This window comes from Secundilactobacillus similis DSM 23365 = JCM 2765 (assembly GCF_001311075.1).
GTDB lineage: Bacteria > Bacillota > Bacilli > Lactobacillales > Lactobacillaceae > Secundilactobacillus > Secundilactobacillus similis.
This window is the reverse complement of record NZ_BBAD01000090.1, coordinates 1-13,193: the sequence shown is the minus strand read 5'-3', so window position 1 is coordinate 13,193 and position 13,193 is coordinate 1. Positions and strand designations below refer to the sequence as shown.

The following is a 13,193-nucleotide window of genomic DNA, read 5'->3' as shown; positions in this document are numbered from 1 at the left end:
TTTAGTAACCGCAATGAATCAACGGTTGCGTGATGCTGAACTTTATCAGTTGACCGCCACGTTTATGCTGATTCGACGAGATAACATTGCCGTTCAACGCGGTTTGAGAGATTCTGCGATAGTACCGAACTGCACAATGTGAGATGTAGGTAAGCGACTAGGTGTATGCTGTGTCGCGATGATTGGTGGTTGTTGGTGTTTTTCCGACAACCGCCAATCATCGGGGACAAATGTAAGACTCGCACGGGGTTTGGCGAGGCTTACATTTGAGGTCTGAGACCGCCCTTTGGCTCAGACCGGCCCCACAGCAGGAACCTAGTCGCTTACCGGAATCGACAGTACAAGCAAATCACCGCACTTCACAAAGTAAACAGAAGAATGCTTACGCTGGACACAAACGACAGCAAAAAAGACCTGAGCAAGCAAACGTTCAGGTCTCATCACATTACCTATTTAGTTTTAACAACCGCACCATCCTGCGTCCCGACAACAACTGTTTGGGTCATGTCTAAGAACAAGCCGTGTTCAACGACGCCGGTCATGTTGCTGAGTTGGTCAGCTAAGTCGTATGGCGCTTGAATCCGGTCTAAGTGTAAGTCAACGATCAAGTTACCCTCATCCGTCTTGTAGTTCTCGCCATCAGCAGTTTGACGAACCGTTGGCTTGTAACCCAAATCAGCCAAGCGCTTAACCAGTTGGTGGTGCCCATAGGCCAGCACTTCAACTGGTAGTGGGAACTTACCAAGTTGGTCAACCAACTTGCTTTCATCAACGATCCAGGCACATTGCTTCGAGTTAACGGCAACGAGTTTTTCCCAAGTTTGGGCACCGCCACCGCCTTTGATTCCGTTTAATTGTGGATCAATTTCGTCGGCACCATCAATCGTAATGTCGATTTGATCAACTTCGTCTAGTGACTTGATCGTCATGCCTAGCTTGCTGCCGTAATCAGCAGTCCGCTTCGATGTTGGCACCCCCGTGAAGTGAACCCCTTCATTCTTCATCCGTTCACCAAGTGCGTCCAATAAGTAACGCACCGTGGTGCCGGTTCCCAAACCAACGATCATGCCATCGTCAACGAGTTCAGCTGCGCGGTAGCCAGCGATTTTCTTGAGTTCATCTTGTGTCTTCATCAAAATCCTCCCAGGATTAGTAAAACGTTTTTGTAAACTACTTTTCCACTTTAATCTTATTCGTTTCCGGTGCGCTGGTCAAGATGTAACCGTCACCACTTTTAGGAAGTTTTTTGACGTAAACAACCGGTTTTTTCCTTAAATTCTAATCAACGAAATTCAGTGGAAACTAGTTCAATTGTCACGACGATTGATGCCCCCGCACCCTTTCTATATCACTGGTGAGATTGTGTTTTCGTTACAGTTTCAATAATCAGCTCGAAAAAGCACCACTTTTCTCATCAAATTAGTCTTATCTTCATAATTTCATCACAATTTTCAAGCTAAAGTTCATACTTTCTTCACGGTTTAGCCGTATTTTTTGAACATTTACCTGACATAATATAACTGTCAGCTTTGTGGACATTACATGACTTTAAAGGAGGTGGCCATGTGTCGACCCATTCGACCAAACGACGGCGGATCATTGTAACCATTATTGTCAGTTGTCTCGTGCTGATTTTCGGTGCCTCGCTCTTAACACGGGAAGCGAATCTACAATCGCCTAGTCTCCTGCCCCGGGGTAAAGCACTGATGAACAGTCACGTCAGAGTTCGTTTTGTGACTGATAGCGGCCACCGGTTAAAGACCTACTATTGGTCGACCAGCCACTCTACCGGCCGTGGTACGGACGTCACCGACATCTTCAATAGCGATATCATCGAAGAAGACAGTGGCATCAACGACCACATTCCATTAGACTACAGCTTTGATCAAACCGATTTGAAAAACATCCGAACGTTAAAATCCGTCAAGCTTGGCGACACCATTTCATTAACCGTCAACAAGCTTCCTCAGCGTGACCGTCTCAAGGGATTGCCCCGGTTTATTAAGTGGTTAGTTAACGGCTGATTACCGAATTCCTACTGTTACTTACTATTATTCTATCCCTATACATGGTATGATATTAGAGGTAATCAATGCACCAATGGTTACGCCTTGTGATGGCCAATCGCGATCACAAGCCACCTTGCCGTTGCTTCGAGACGGCTCACCAACTGAGTTCTCCAAACATTGAACCAAATGATCCTCACCAACCCGCTTGCATGATTGGTGAGGATCATTTTTTTGTGCCGTTTTAGATGACCTAATAGAACCGACGACGTGCCCAACTGGCAACGCCACCCGCAAAAATCAATCCTGTTAATCCCAACACCGTATCGCGTTTTTCTCGTGGATTTTCAGTGTGCCAGAAGCGCAGTGGTTGATCCTGATCAGCTACCTGCATTTGTGCTGCTTGGCCGTTTGAGGCTGCTTGGCCGATTTGTGGCTGACTGGTCAAGCCGATACCAAGCGCCAACATTCCGATGACGATTACCTTTACCATTTCGGCGCACTCCCCTCTTAACCTCGATGACGTTTCATTACCGCCATCGTACGCGCGAAATGTCGAGATAGCGTATCGATGATGTAAAGATTTAGCATCGTTTTGGTAAAGGTTTCGTATCGGTTAATCGGCACTGATTTTACTTGGAAAACCCCACCCAATTGTGTACACTTAGCTTAGGATGTAGCATTTTAATATTGGAGGAGATTGACTATGACAACGCGAAAAGTGGTAAATGCCTTATCATACATTTCGATTATTTTTGCGCCCTTTCTATTCCCCATCATCGTTTGGTTCCTAAGTCGCGATGATCCGGACATGCACCACCACGCTGGGCGGGCAGCTTGGTTGCACCTGATTCCGATTGTACTGACGGTGATCGTTTTGATTATTTCAGGTGTGGTTGGCGTCGCAACTAACGATTCCGTCTCTACTGGCGGAACGGCATTCTTCTTGCTGTTGTTAGCGGGAATCGTTGATTTGGTGTTGTATGTTTATAATATTTACTTTGGGTTGAAGATTTTGATTCGGGATTAGTTGGCTAATTAGATTGATATAAAAATGCCTAGCTGGTGTTCACGAGATTGCGTGAGTATCAGCTAGGCTATTTGTTTGTTTTTGATTGCCTTTAAGTGATGATGTTGCTTAGTGCTCCACATGGGTGTTGCATTTGTATATAAAGGCATCATTGTTTAATTGGCGACGCTCATTGCTGTTACTTATTTTCGGCGCCAATTTCACTGCTTTTTCTTGGGGTTCAGTGACTGCTCGTGAAGCCTGTCAGCATTACCGCTTTCTGGCCGCCGCACCGAAACGTGCTTCGCAAAACTGAGAGTTGCATATAAGGGCGTCATCATCTAACTGGTGATGCTCATTGCTACTACCTATTTTCGGCGCCAATCTGACTACTGCTTCTTGGGGTTCAGTGACCGATTGTGAAGCCTGTCCGCGCTACCGCTTTCTGGCCACCACGCCGAAATGCACTCCGAAAAGCAGAGAGTTGCACGTAAGGCGTCCGCACCTAACTGGCCAAAGCCCAGCCAATTAGGTGCGGACGCCCTTACGCTCCACTCTCTAAACGCTTTTCTCCGTGCTCTCTACCAATACCCCAACTTCTCCGCCAACTTAGCCCTTGCAATATCCCTTGCTGACACGCTTGGCGTTTCTCTTCTGGAATCGTTGGTATCCTTTGGTGCATTCCAGCTGTACTTACCCGTTACGGCGCTGCTGAAGCGTCATCGCTGGTTTCGGCATACATAATGTCCGTTAAGTACGGCGTGTGATCCAAGCCCAGTGAGTGGCCCATTTCGTGGACTAAGACGCTTTGCCAGTACGTGGTTGCTTCTGGGGCCGCTGCCTTTTGGGCCGCAATCAGTTCGTTATACAGCGCCTTACCCTTATCGTAATCGGCCTTCTTAGTTGCCGCATCTGTTGCCGACTTATAGGCCGCTGCTACCTTTTCGTATTCGGTATACAGTTCCCGAATCTGTGGTGTATCAGCGACACTATCGACATAGGTTGGGTCGCTAATGCCGTTGAACTGAGGTAAATGTGGCTACCGTCGTTCAACCCATCCAGTCGCTAGCGGCTTGGGTCGACAGTATCAAATCGTGCTTGGTGGCCGTCCCCGTAACGAAGACCTTTTGACCTAACGCAGCGTTCCACACGCTCATCGCTTTCGTCGCGTATGTCTTCAACTGACTTTTAGCCACGTAGACCCGAATCTGGTCATTCGTGTTGTTCGTTAACTTCCCTGTTAAGTTAAAGTTCTTCTTCAACGTCGCGGCGTATTTGGTATAAAAACTGGCTGGTTGCTTCAACAACGAACTTGCGGGTTGCAGGTCCGTGCCGTTCGCAATCGTCTTCATCAGTGTGCTACCGGACATGCTAGGGGTGGTTAAATATCCCCGCCAAACCCAGCCGACCTTCTTCTTGTTGCTGGCCGATTGAATGTAGTAGTACACCCGCGTCTTACCGTTCACCTTCAGCGCTTCGTGTCCCTTAGCGTAGAACGTGGTGTTTGGATAATTCGATAGTTTAAAGACTTTCTTCGCTAATTTGCCGGTATAAGCGTACCCGTGAGCTGCCTTCGACTCATCGATCTGGTACGCTTTTTGCGTCATCTTTTTCTGCCACACTACGGTGACCTTGGTTTTCGCCTGTGCTGTCGCTGGCTTCGTTGCTGACTGAACGCTAAGCGTCAAGCCTAACGACAGCGCTGCGACTGCGATAATGCCTAGTTTTTTCATGCTGTTGCCCCCTTATCGCACCGACGTCGCGCGTGGTAAACCTATTAGGGTCATTTTAACACAGTCCCTGCAAGTTTTTGGGCAATGACGCTGTAAACGTTACCTAAACGTAATGCTTAACTCCTTGTTAACCGCCAGCGCAATTTTCTCCAAGGTCTCGACGGTGATATTAGTGCCACCGTTTTCCCAGCGGGCAATTGACGATTGAGGGACGTTCATCCGTTGCCCCAACTGAATCTGAGTCAACCCCGCTTCCATCCGCAAGCGTTGAATGGCGATGGCGTACTTGTATCGGATGCTGTTGCGGTGAAACTTCTTCGCCAACTCCGGCTTATCAAACATGTTCGTGACTTTCAAAAATAGCTCCTCCTGAGTGTGAGTTGTCAGTTCTCCAAAAGTGATTGACATCGACAATTAATCGCGTCTAACGCATAGTTTACAAAAATACCGTAAAGCGTCTAGCGAACACCTGTTCTTGATTTTTAAAATTGTTTATGGTAACCTTAATTTATTCGATCGATGCGATCCGATTGAATAGTCTTTAAAAATTCCTAATCAAGTCCAATGTCAAACGTCTCAGTGATGTTTTGACAGCCAATCCCGGCCGCGAACCGTCCCTTTGCGACCGGGATTTTTTTGATGTTATAATAGCGATAAATGCGGTTTAGGAGGCCCTTTCATGACAACACCCTACACGAATCAACACCAACAGTTAGTTGAGATTCCCGTGATTAATTCGGTCCTCAACCAGTTGCCACTGACCAGTTTAACGAACATCACTAGCACCATGATGACCGTAGCTGACGGTCTACCGGATGGTGAGTTCATCTACCTCGACCTCGCTAACGACGCCATGAGTCCCGAATTGCCCCATGATACGCGGGTGCTCGTGCAACGCCAAGACCACGTGGCCAACGACAGTTTAGCCGCCGTTAGCTTCGGTCGTGAGATCAAAGTTGGCCGCGTAACCGAATTACCGAACGGCTGGATCCTCTCGTTCGATAATCCCCTATACCAACCGGCCTTTATTTCGCCAAACTCATCAAAAATAAATTTTATTGGTCGCATTATTCGCAGCATCCGGACCTACTCATGACTGCCGGTAGCTAACACTAACCAAAATCTGTCTACCAAACAACTTCTTAATTTATGGTTACCTTTCAATCCAAAAACCACTCTTTTGATGACAACGTGCTATCCTGTTGTCATGAGGAGGGACATTATTTTGAAGAAATCAATCACTTATTCACTCATGACGAGTTTTGCCCTCATGGGCGCATTCGGTCTCGCCCTAGTCGCTAACCCAAGTTCCGCTAGCGCGAAGACCTACACGAATCCCACGTCGTTGCAGAAGCACAACTGGTATTCGTACCATGAAGACGAGTACGGCACGTGGCGTTACTACAAGCTGCATTTTGCCGCCCACTCCGTCTACGAATTTACCAAAACCAGCCGCAGTGGCAAGTGGACTGAAAACAAAATTCCAGCCAACCGCTACTTCTTTAAGAGCGCCAACAAGGCCCACTGGTACAACTACGGGGCTACCAACGTGGACAACCTGCTGACGCGCAGCATCAAGATGGCCAAGGCTACCAAGACTGGGACTGACGGTAAGACCCACTTGGTCCTCTACAGTTTTGACCGCTCCAACAACAAGGGCGGCATCAACCTGACAGGGCCTTATAAGACTTGGACTTACTTTACGAGTGCGAAGTATGTTTCGAACACTTACGAATATTATCAAACGGTTAATTATTTGGTTAAATAGTGTTAAAAAAACTGATTCACCGCAGTGTGCGGGAATCAGTTTTTTAATTATGCGATTAACTTTAATTCAACTTTTCAATACACTTTAAGTACTACATCATACTCAAAATTAAAACTTTTCTCGTTACATCAACGTAACTAACAACATGTTATTCAATTTTTCAAGCAAAATTATTTCATCGTGTATCTACATAGGATATACTTACATTATCAACTTTAGGAGGTTGACTCTATGGCTTCAATCCAAGAAAATACGCACCTAGCGAAGTGGGGTAACTCACGTGCAGCCCGAATTCCTAGCAAAATCATTGAACAACTCAACCTAACTGACAATCAAGATTTGACGGTATCAATCCATGATGGTTCGATCGTTCTAACGCCAATTCGAAAAGAACCAACTAACATCCACGAGCTATTCGCTGACTGGCAAGACGATGGCGTTCGAGATCACGATTTAGACTGGGGCAAACCAGTTGGGAGAGAATTTAAATGATTACGCAAGGCGATATTTTTTACGTTGATTTCAATCCAAGTATGGGACACGAACAGAAAAATCGACGGCCCGCAATCGCGCTTAGTAATGATTTAGTCGCAAAATATAGTGGGATGACAATTGTAGCACCAATTAGTTCAACCACTCGTAACTTTCCGATGTATATGCCATTACCAATAAACCTTCCCGTTCACGGTAAAGTTTTATTGGATCAGACAACAGCACTAGACTTAGAAAGTCGGCGCGTTCCTGAAAATGACATTGTAGGCCACTTAACTAACACTGAACTCACTGAAATATTAAATCGTTACAAACTCCTATTCGATATAGATTAATATTAAAAAAGCGACCAGCAATTTGGTCGCTTTTTTAATTCGCACGCTCTAATAACTCAACGCCCGATAAGCATCCGCCTTCCGGTGCTTCTGCACCGTTGCGTTAGTCATACTGCTCCGCTTAACGGTCCACGGATCGTTGTAGTACAGTCGCGTACTGGAATAGCCAGTAACCGTCAGCGCGTGGTTACTGAAACCGTCCACGTTGGCCACCCAGATGACAACTAAGTGGTTTTGACGAACCTGTGCTTTAATAACCGCCAAGCTGGCACCCGTCATGTTTTTAGCGGTTCCCATATGAGCCTTCACAACGCTCATCAAACCACCCGGATAGACGTACCAGCCCGTGCTGGAATAGGGACTGCCAACGAAGCCCTTGTTGGGGTCACTACTTCTTGGCATCTCCTTAGCCAAACTCAGCTTGGTCACGTCCGCGCCACCAAACTGCAACATCATCGTGGTGGCCGTAATCTCACAGCCAGTCGGCAGTTCTGGTCGCTGGGCGATCAATGGTGCCACCACCCGGTAGTAGCTCTTCACCGTGCCATTTTGGTGGATCCAGCCCGTATACGTATGGTTGTATGTAAATTTCAGCCACGTGGCACCGTTGACGACTTCTTCTCGGGTAATATGCACGAATTTATTCCGGAAGTTATAGCCGCTACTGATCTTCGTCAGGTTGGCCGTCGACGTGGCGTAACCGCCAGACTTATAAATCCCGTAGTTATGCGTCGTATTCGGCCCAATCTTCGTATAGTAATTAACCGTCGTTAGACTTTCAACGGGTTGAATCGTTGCCGCTTGTGCGCGTTGCGTCGGTAAAGCAACCATACTTAACCCCAACACAATTGCGATTCCAGCCAGAACACTGGCTATTCGGTGACTTCTCTGCATCATCAGCACTCCAAACATGTTTGATAAGTTGATTATACCGAACTTTAACCTCAATTCGATCAACGACATCACTTTGTAGTCAAACGGTTACATTTCTCCTCATTCGTCCCACGCAAAAATGCTATACTGGACGCACTAATACCGCGCAGGAGGCATTTCACCATGTCGAAATCACAACGTCACCTCTTCTTCGGGCTGACCGCCATCGTGGCGCTTGCCCTACTCCTCTTCATCGGCTACCGCTTCGGCAGTCAGCTTGAGGACGTGCTTCACCTAATCACCAACCGGCAAGAACTCGTTCGCGTCTTCCAACACCATACGCCACTGGATCTCATCACCTACACCTTGTTGATGCTGATCTGTTTTTGGTTACCCGGCGCCCCAGTGGCCGTGCTCGCCATTGCGGCGGGGGTTTGCTTCGGCCACTGGACGGCATTTGCCATGAACGTCACTGCTATGACGGTCGGGAACTTTACGGTGGCGAACCTGTTACCCGAAATCATGCATACGCCGAAAAATCGGTTTTCCCAAAAACTATACGCCGACCTCTTAAAAATCCGGCATCCCAGCATCGGCCTCATTCTGGGCTACGCGATTCCGTTCATTCCCAGCACCGTGATTAATCTGGCGGCTAAACGGCTGATGCCCGCTCGTGGCCGATTAGCTGGGATCTGTTTACTGGGCAGCTTACCACCAGCCTTCCTCTACGCCTTTGGTGGGGACGCTGCGTTGCGCGGTGACTGGCGCCACGTTGCCATCGTGATCGTGGTTGCCGTGCTGCTGTTCGGACTTCTCTGGGTGATTCATCACGACCGCAAGCGATTGGAAGACCGCTTTTAATTTCAAACCACAAACGCCCCATTTTATCCCACTCGCGGTATGATGGACGTAACGCTTTATGAGAGGAAGGATCATGTCACATGTCTGAACCAATCACGCACATCGAAGTTCGGGGTGGCAACGTCAATAACCTGAAAAACATTGACGTTGACATCCCCTTAAACCAATTTGTCGCCATTTCTGGCCCCTCGGGGTCGGGGAAGAGTTCGCTGGCGATGGGCATCTTATACGCAGAGGGCTCCCGGCGCTACCTTGAAGCGCTCTCGACCTACACCCGCCGTCGAATCTCACAATCCAATAAATCTCAGGTTCAATCCGTTAAGCATATTCCGTCAGCCCTTGCGCTCCGGCAACGGCCCAGCGTCCCATCAGAACGCTCAACCGTGGGCTCGCTGACCGAAGCCTTTAACGTGATTCGCCTGATTTTCTCACGGTTAGGCTCACCCGTTTGTCCCAACGGTCACCGGATCGACCCAACCATTCAAATCGCTCAGGCCATGGACCGACCCGGTGACAAAATGGGCATGATCACCTGCCCCACCTGTGGTGTACAATTCATGGCCACTAGCGCAGAAGATTTTTCGTTCAACTCCACTGGCGCCTGTCCCGATTGCCAAGGACTGGGTGTCGTTCGCGAATTAGACGAATCAAAGCTGATTGGTGACGAAAACCTCACCATTGACGAAGCGTCGTTGCTTCGTGGCACCTTCCCGGCCGAAACTTCATGCCCAAACTAGTCGCCACGCTTGGCGTCCGCACCGATGTGCCTTACAAGGACCTGACCGACAAAGAACGCAACATCGTCCTTCATGGCGAACGCAAGCAGTACCCCTTCGACTTTCATACCGGCACTGGCCGGGTATTTCACGCGGAGAAGACGTTGTACGAAAATGCCTACGAGGCCGTTACCGAATCACTGAAGTCCTCGAAGAGTGAGCGGTCGATTGCTAAAATCAACTCGTTCTACCACTTCTCAACCTGCCCGACCTGTCATGGTTCCCGGTTGAATCCAGAGCGACTCAAACAGTTGGTCGGTGGGCGCAACATTGCCGAAGTCGCCGATATGCAGTTGAATCAGTTGGCTGACTGGGAGGCGACGACTAAGGCCAGCTTGCCTGCTGACATGGGCAACCTCGCCAACATTTTGTTTACTGAACTAGACGATACCTTACGGCCACTGTTGGAATTGGGACTCGACTACCTCAGCCTATCTCGAAACGGGAACACGCTATCCACCGGTGAACTGCAACGGATCCAACTTGCCCGGACACTGCGAACCGAAACGACCGGCGTGCTGTACGTCTTGGACGAACCTTCGATTGGCCTGCACCCTGACAACATTCAGGGGCTGATCCACGTCTTTCGCCAGCTGATTGCGCAAGGCAACTCACTGGTCGTGGTCGACCACGAAGTCGACATCATTGCGGCCGCCGACTGGGTGATTGAAATCGGCCCCGGTTCTGGTGACGCTGGCGGGAACGTGATTGCGCAAGGTACGCCGAAGCAATTAGTCGCCGACCCCAACTCGTTGATTGGTCCGTTTATCTCGGGGAGCGCGCAGATTCTACAGGAGAAACATCCGGCTAAACAGCCAACCGGACAGCAAACCACGATCCACATCGACGATCACTTCAACTTACACGACCTGACCGCCAGTTTCCCAGATAACCAAGTGACGGCTATCACCGGTTTTTCCGGCGCTGGCAAAACTAGCTTGATTCTGGACAGTTTGGTCCCAGCGATTCAAGCTCAGGCCCAACATCAGAAACTCCCAAGCCACGTCACGCAGCTGACCACCGACCTCACCCACGTGGTCAGCGTTGACGCCACGCCGGTTGGCAAAAATACCCGCTCAACGTTGGCCACCTACTCGTCCATCATGAACGACCTGCGTCACCTGTTTGCGGACTTACCCGAATCAAAGGCTAAGGGCTACGGCATCGCCTACTTCTCCTACAACAATAAGGAGGGCGCTTGCCCAAGCTGCGGTGGTCTGGGAAATATCACGTTGGATATTCAGTACTTGCCCGATATGGAAGAGGTTTGTCCAGTCTGCCACGGTACCCGGTATAAAGATGAGATTCAGCAAATCAAGTGGCACGGCTATTCAATCGTTGACCTGTTAGCAATGTCGGTTGAGGAAGCGCTCCCGGTATTTGCCGATGTGCCTAAAATCGAACGCCAGTTGAAGCAACTGCAAGAAGTCGGTCTCAGCTACCTGCACCTTGGCGAGAGCACGCCGACGTTATCTGGTGGTGAAGCGCAACGCTTGAAGCTGGTGAGTCACCTGACGAAGAAGCAGTCGGGGACCCTGTTTGTGTTCGATGAACCATCAATTGGCCTCCACCCGCTAGACGTCCAAACGCTGCTGCAAATCATCGACCGCCTTCGGACTCATGGCGCAACCGTGCTGATGATCACCCACGATATGGACTTGATGATCAACGCCGACCACCTGATTGACCTTGGCCCGCGTGGTGGCGATGCCGGTGGCCGAATCATGGCGACTGGCGCACCGCTGGACTTGGTGAAGCAGCCTGAAGGGTTGACGATGACTTACCTTGCGGATTATTATCAACGATTCTTAAACCACTAAAAAATAAGCGTTAAAGCCTGATCGTTAGACTTTAACGCTTATTTATTGTGCAGCTATGATTCCTTTTGCCCAGTCTTATCTTCAAACGTCTGGGCCAAAACGCGACCCAACTCTTGATCCGTCCGAATCGTCGGGTGCAAAATACCGTCATTCAACGTTGCCAACCGGTTCTTCGGCGTAATCAACTCTGGTGCGAGTTCGTTGAAATCAATGACCGCCATGTGGTGATCATCGTACACTTTCCGTAACGCATCCCGTTCTTCATTTAACGTGAAATCCCGGTCGTTCTTAAAGTTACTGCAGTCGTTACCCTTATAAGTGTAGCGATTCATCGGCAAAATTCCGATGATCATCATCTTAGGGTTCAACTTCTGTAGCCAATCAAGTCGCTCACTCAACGTCTTGGCGATATGCTTCAAGCTACCCGAACCGGACTTGTTGGTGTAGTCGTTCACACCAATTGCCACGTAGAGGTAGTTCAGTTGTTGGAACTGCCCCTTGTGCTGTTCGATTTGGGACTTGAGGTCTTGTCCTACTCGGTTGCCAGACAGAGCGTAGGTCGCGTAACGGTGCCCCACGATCTTAGCATCCGGTACCGCAAAGCTGTACTGGTTCTTGGGGTCCATATTGATGTATTTGCCAAACCAGTCAAAATACGAGTTGCCGTGATTGAAGTGGTAACCGTCCCAACCGGCGGGAATGCTGTCGCCCACCACGCCAATCTTACCGTGGTACGGCGTCAGCGCTTGGCCCTTTGGGTGGAAACTAGCGGACGTGATCGTCTTCAAATCGCTGGTTTTAATCCAAAAGGAGTGGTTGTTGGCCCGATTGCTGACGTGGTAAAGGCGGGTCTTTTGCCCGTCAATTTTCACATCCGCGTACTTATCCCGGTACCACGCCATCTCGTGCTGCTTGTTTTCAAGTTTAACTTCATCCGTTAATTTCAGTGACGAGTACCCCACTGCCCGCTGTTTAAGCGCGTAGGCGTGAACTCGCATCGCATCCGTCTTAATGACCTTCACCTGCTTAGCGTTACCATTCAACGGCACAAATGCCGCAATTCCGCCAACCAGCAGAACCGCAAACGCCGCAACGATCCAGTAACGCAGTTTTCTTAGTTTCATGTTTATCTCCCGTACTATCTCAATGTCATCTCTTTATCATAACATAGGTGGTTGGCGGAGAGAAGCTATCTGAAAAATCGGGACTGGGGGCTGAGGTGTTTCATTTTGAAAAATTACGGGAGAATCCCACGTTCAAACATGGTTGTGTGCTGTGACCGTGTTTGGACGTGGGATTTTTGGGTGGATTTTAGTTGTCTCTTTTTGATTTTAAGTGGTACTGGCGACAAGTATTACTATTATTTTGTTTTCGGCGTCACTTTGGCTTTGATTTTCCGCAGGTCATCTACGCAGTGATGTTTGCTTAACTAACCTCGTTCTGGCAACTACGCCGAAATGCGCTCCGCAAGGCAGAAGGTTATGTATAAGGGCGGTCCAAGTAAAACTACCAAAACCGGT

Annotated in this window: 14 protein-coding genes and 1 pseudogene; 8 read left to right on the top strand and 7 right to left on the bottom strand. The window is 48.9% G+C overall.

The features are described 5' to 3' along the window. Positions 1–449: 449 nt before the first annotated feature. Entirely contained in the window at positions 450–1,133 is a 684-nt protein-coding gene (gene rpiA, locus JCM2765_RS14270) for a ribose-5-phosphate isomerase RpiA (RefSeq protein ID WP_054737307.1), read from the bottom strand. Positions 1,134–1,565: 432 nt separating this feature from the next. On the opposite strand from rpiA, the gene JCM2765_RS14265 reads away from it, so the two are divergent. Then, positions 1,566–2,024 carry a hypothetical protein gene (locus JCM2765_RS14265; RefSeq protein WP_054737306.1) on the top strand — a complete coding sequence of 153 codons (459 nt, stop codon included), beginning with the start codon at positions 1,566–1,568 and terminating at the stop codon, positions 2,022–2,024. 235 nt (positions 2,025–2,259) lie between these two features. Here JCM2765_RS14265 and JCM2765_RS14260 read toward each other — a convergent pair whose 3' ends face one another. Further along, positions 2,260–2,499 (bottom strand): hypothetical protein, encoded by a 240-nt coding sequence (locus JCM2765_RS14260; protein ID WP_054737305.1) that lies wholly within the window; start codon positions 2,497–2,499, stop codon positions 2,260–2,262. 213 nt (positions 2,500–2,712) lie between these two features. Here JCM2765_RS14260 and JCM2765_RS14255 point away from each other — a divergent pair, with 213 nt between their 5' ends. Beyond that, entirely contained in the window at positions 2,713–3,036 is a 324-nt protein-coding gene (locus tag JCM2765_RS14255) for a magnetosome magnetite crystal formation protein family (protein ID WP_054737304.1), read from the top strand. Between the two features lie 679 nt (positions 3,037–3,715). On the opposite strand, the gene JCM2765_RS18375 is transcribed toward JCM2765_RS14255, so the two are convergent. The 3 genes from JCM2765_RS18375 to JCM2765_RS14245 all read right to left on the bottom strand — a co-directional run bounded on the left by JCM2765_RS18375 (position 3,716) and on the right by JCM2765_RS14245 (position 5,105). Further along, positions 3,716–3,871, bottom strand: a complete 156-nt coding sequence (locus JCM2765_RS18375) for a matrixin family metalloprotease (protein WP_225352115.1) — start codon at positions 3,869–3,871, stop codon at positions 3,716–3,718. 193 nt (positions 3,872–4,064) lie between these two features. Continuing rightward, the gene (locus JCM2765_RS14250) at positions 4,065–4,748 is read right to left on the bottom strand and encodes a hypothetical protein (protein WP_054737303.1); all 684 of its coding nucleotides are present in this window, start codon (positions 4,746–4,748) and stop codon (positions 4,065–4,067) included. Positions 4,749–4,847: 99 nt separating this feature from the next. Next, positions 4,848–5,105, bottom strand: coding sequence for a helix-turn-helix domain-containing protein (locus JCM2765_RS14245; protein WP_054737302.1), 258 nt, complete (start codon positions 5,103–5,105; stop codon positions 4,848–4,850). A 322-nt stretch (positions 5,106–5,427) separates the two neighbouring features. On the opposite strand from JCM2765_RS14245, the gene JCM2765_RS14240 reads away from it, so the two are divergent. The 4 genes from JCM2765_RS14240 (at position 5,428) to JCM2765_RS14225 (ending at position 7,343) form a co-directional block, all read left to right on the top strand. Beyond that, a complete protein-coding gene (locus JCM2765_RS14240) occupies positions 5,428–5,844 on the top strand; it encodes a S24 family peptidase (protein ID WP_054737301.1) in 417 nt (138 codons plus the stop codon). 129 nt (positions 5,845–5,973) lie between these two features. Beyond that, on the top strand, positions 5,974–6,516 hold the full coding sequence (locus JCM2765_RS14235; protein ID WP_054737300.1) for a hypothetical protein: 543 nt from the start codon (positions 5,974–5,976) through the stop codon (positions 6,514–6,516). A 231-nt stretch (positions 6,517–6,747) separates the two neighbouring features. Then, positions 6,748–7,008: an AbrB/MazE/SpoVT family DNA-binding domain-containing protein gene (locus JCM2765_RS14230; RefSeq protein WP_054737299.1), complete on the top strand. Its 261-nt coding sequence runs from the start codon at positions 6,748–6,750 to the stop codon at positions 7,006–7,008. Further along, on the top strand, positions 7,005–7,343 hold the full coding sequence (locus JCM2765_RS14225) for a type II toxin-antitoxin system PemK/MazF family toxin (RefSeq protein WP_054737298.1): 339 nt from the start codon (positions 7,005–7,007) through the stop codon (positions 7,341–7,343). The genes JCM2765_RS14230 and JCM2765_RS14225 overlap by 4 nt, the downstream gene beginning before the upstream one ends. A gap of 48 nt (positions 7,344–7,391) precedes the next feature. Here the strand turns inward: JCM2765_RS14225 and JCM2765_RS14220 are convergent, their stop codons facing one another. Beyond that, positions 7,392–8,240, bottom strand: coding sequence for a C39 family peptidase (locus tag JCM2765_RS14220; protein ID WP_054737308.1), 849 nt, complete (start codon positions 8,238–8,240; stop codon positions 7,392–7,394). 159 nt (positions 8,241–8,399) lie between these two features. Between JCM2765_RS14220 and JCM2765_RS14215 the strand changes: the two genes are divergently transcribed. Both JCM2765_RS14215 and JCM2765_RS14210 read left to right on the top strand, forming a co-directional pair. Then, entirely contained in the window at positions 8,400–9,077 is a 678-nt protein-coding gene (locus JCM2765_RS14215) for a VTT domain-containing protein (RefSeq protein WP_054737297.1), read from the top strand. An 80-nt stretch (positions 9,078–9,157) separates the two neighbouring features. Continuing rightward, positions 9,158–11,673 (top strand): annotated as a pseudogene (locus tag JCM2765_RS14210) (excinuclease ABC subunit UvrA). A 53-nt stretch (positions 11,674–11,726) separates the two neighbouring features. Here the strand turns inward: JCM2765_RS14210 and JCM2765_RS14205 are convergent. Further along, on the bottom strand, positions 11,727–12,797 hold the full coding sequence (locus JCM2765_RS14205) for an SGNH/GDSL hydrolase family protein (RefSeq protein WP_054737296.1): 1,071 nt from the start codon (positions 12,795–12,797) through the stop codon (positions 11,727–11,729). Positions 12,798–13,193: the final 396 nt, after the last annotated feature.

Coding starts and splice junctions, on each gene's coding strand:
- JCM2765_RS14230 (WP_054737299.1), top strand. CDS start 6,748: ATGGCTTCAATCCAAGAAAATACGCACCTAGCGAAGTGGGGTAACTCA.
- JCM2765_RS14250 (WP_054737303.1), bottom strand. CDS start 4,748: ATGAAAAAACTAGGCATTATCGCAGTCGCAGCGCTGTCGTTAGGCTTG.
- JCM2765_RS14240 (WP_054737301.1), top strand. CDS start 5,428: ATGACAACACCCTACACGAATCAACACCAACAGTTAGTTGAGATTCCC.
- JCM2765_RS14260 (WP_054737305.1), bottom strand. CDS start 2,499: ATGGTAAAGGTAATCGTCATCGGAATGTTGGCGCTTGGTATCGGCTTG.
- JCM2765_RS14220 (WP_054737308.1), bottom strand. CDS start 8,240: ATGATGCAGAGAAGTCACCGAATAGCCAGTGTTCTGGCTGGAATCGCA.
- JCM2765_RS14205 (WP_054737296.1), bottom strand. CDS start 12,797: ATGAAACTAAGAAAACTGCGTTACTGGATCGTTGCGGCGTTTGCGGTT.
- JCM2765_RS14225 (WP_054737298.1), top strand. CDS start 7,005: ATGATTACGCAAGGCGATATTTTTTACGTTGATTTCAATCCAAGTATG.
- JCM2765_RS14255 (WP_054737304.1), top strand. CDS start 2,713: ATGACAACGCGAAAAGTGGTAAATGCCTTATCATACATTTCGATTATT.
- rpiA (WP_054737307.1), bottom strand. CDS start 1,133: ATGAAGACACAAGATGAACTCAAGAAAATCGCTGGCTACCGCGCAGCT.
- JCM2765_RS14215 (WP_054737297.1), top strand. CDS start 8,400: ATGTCGAAATCACAACGTCACCTCTTCTTCGGGCTGACCGCCATCGTG.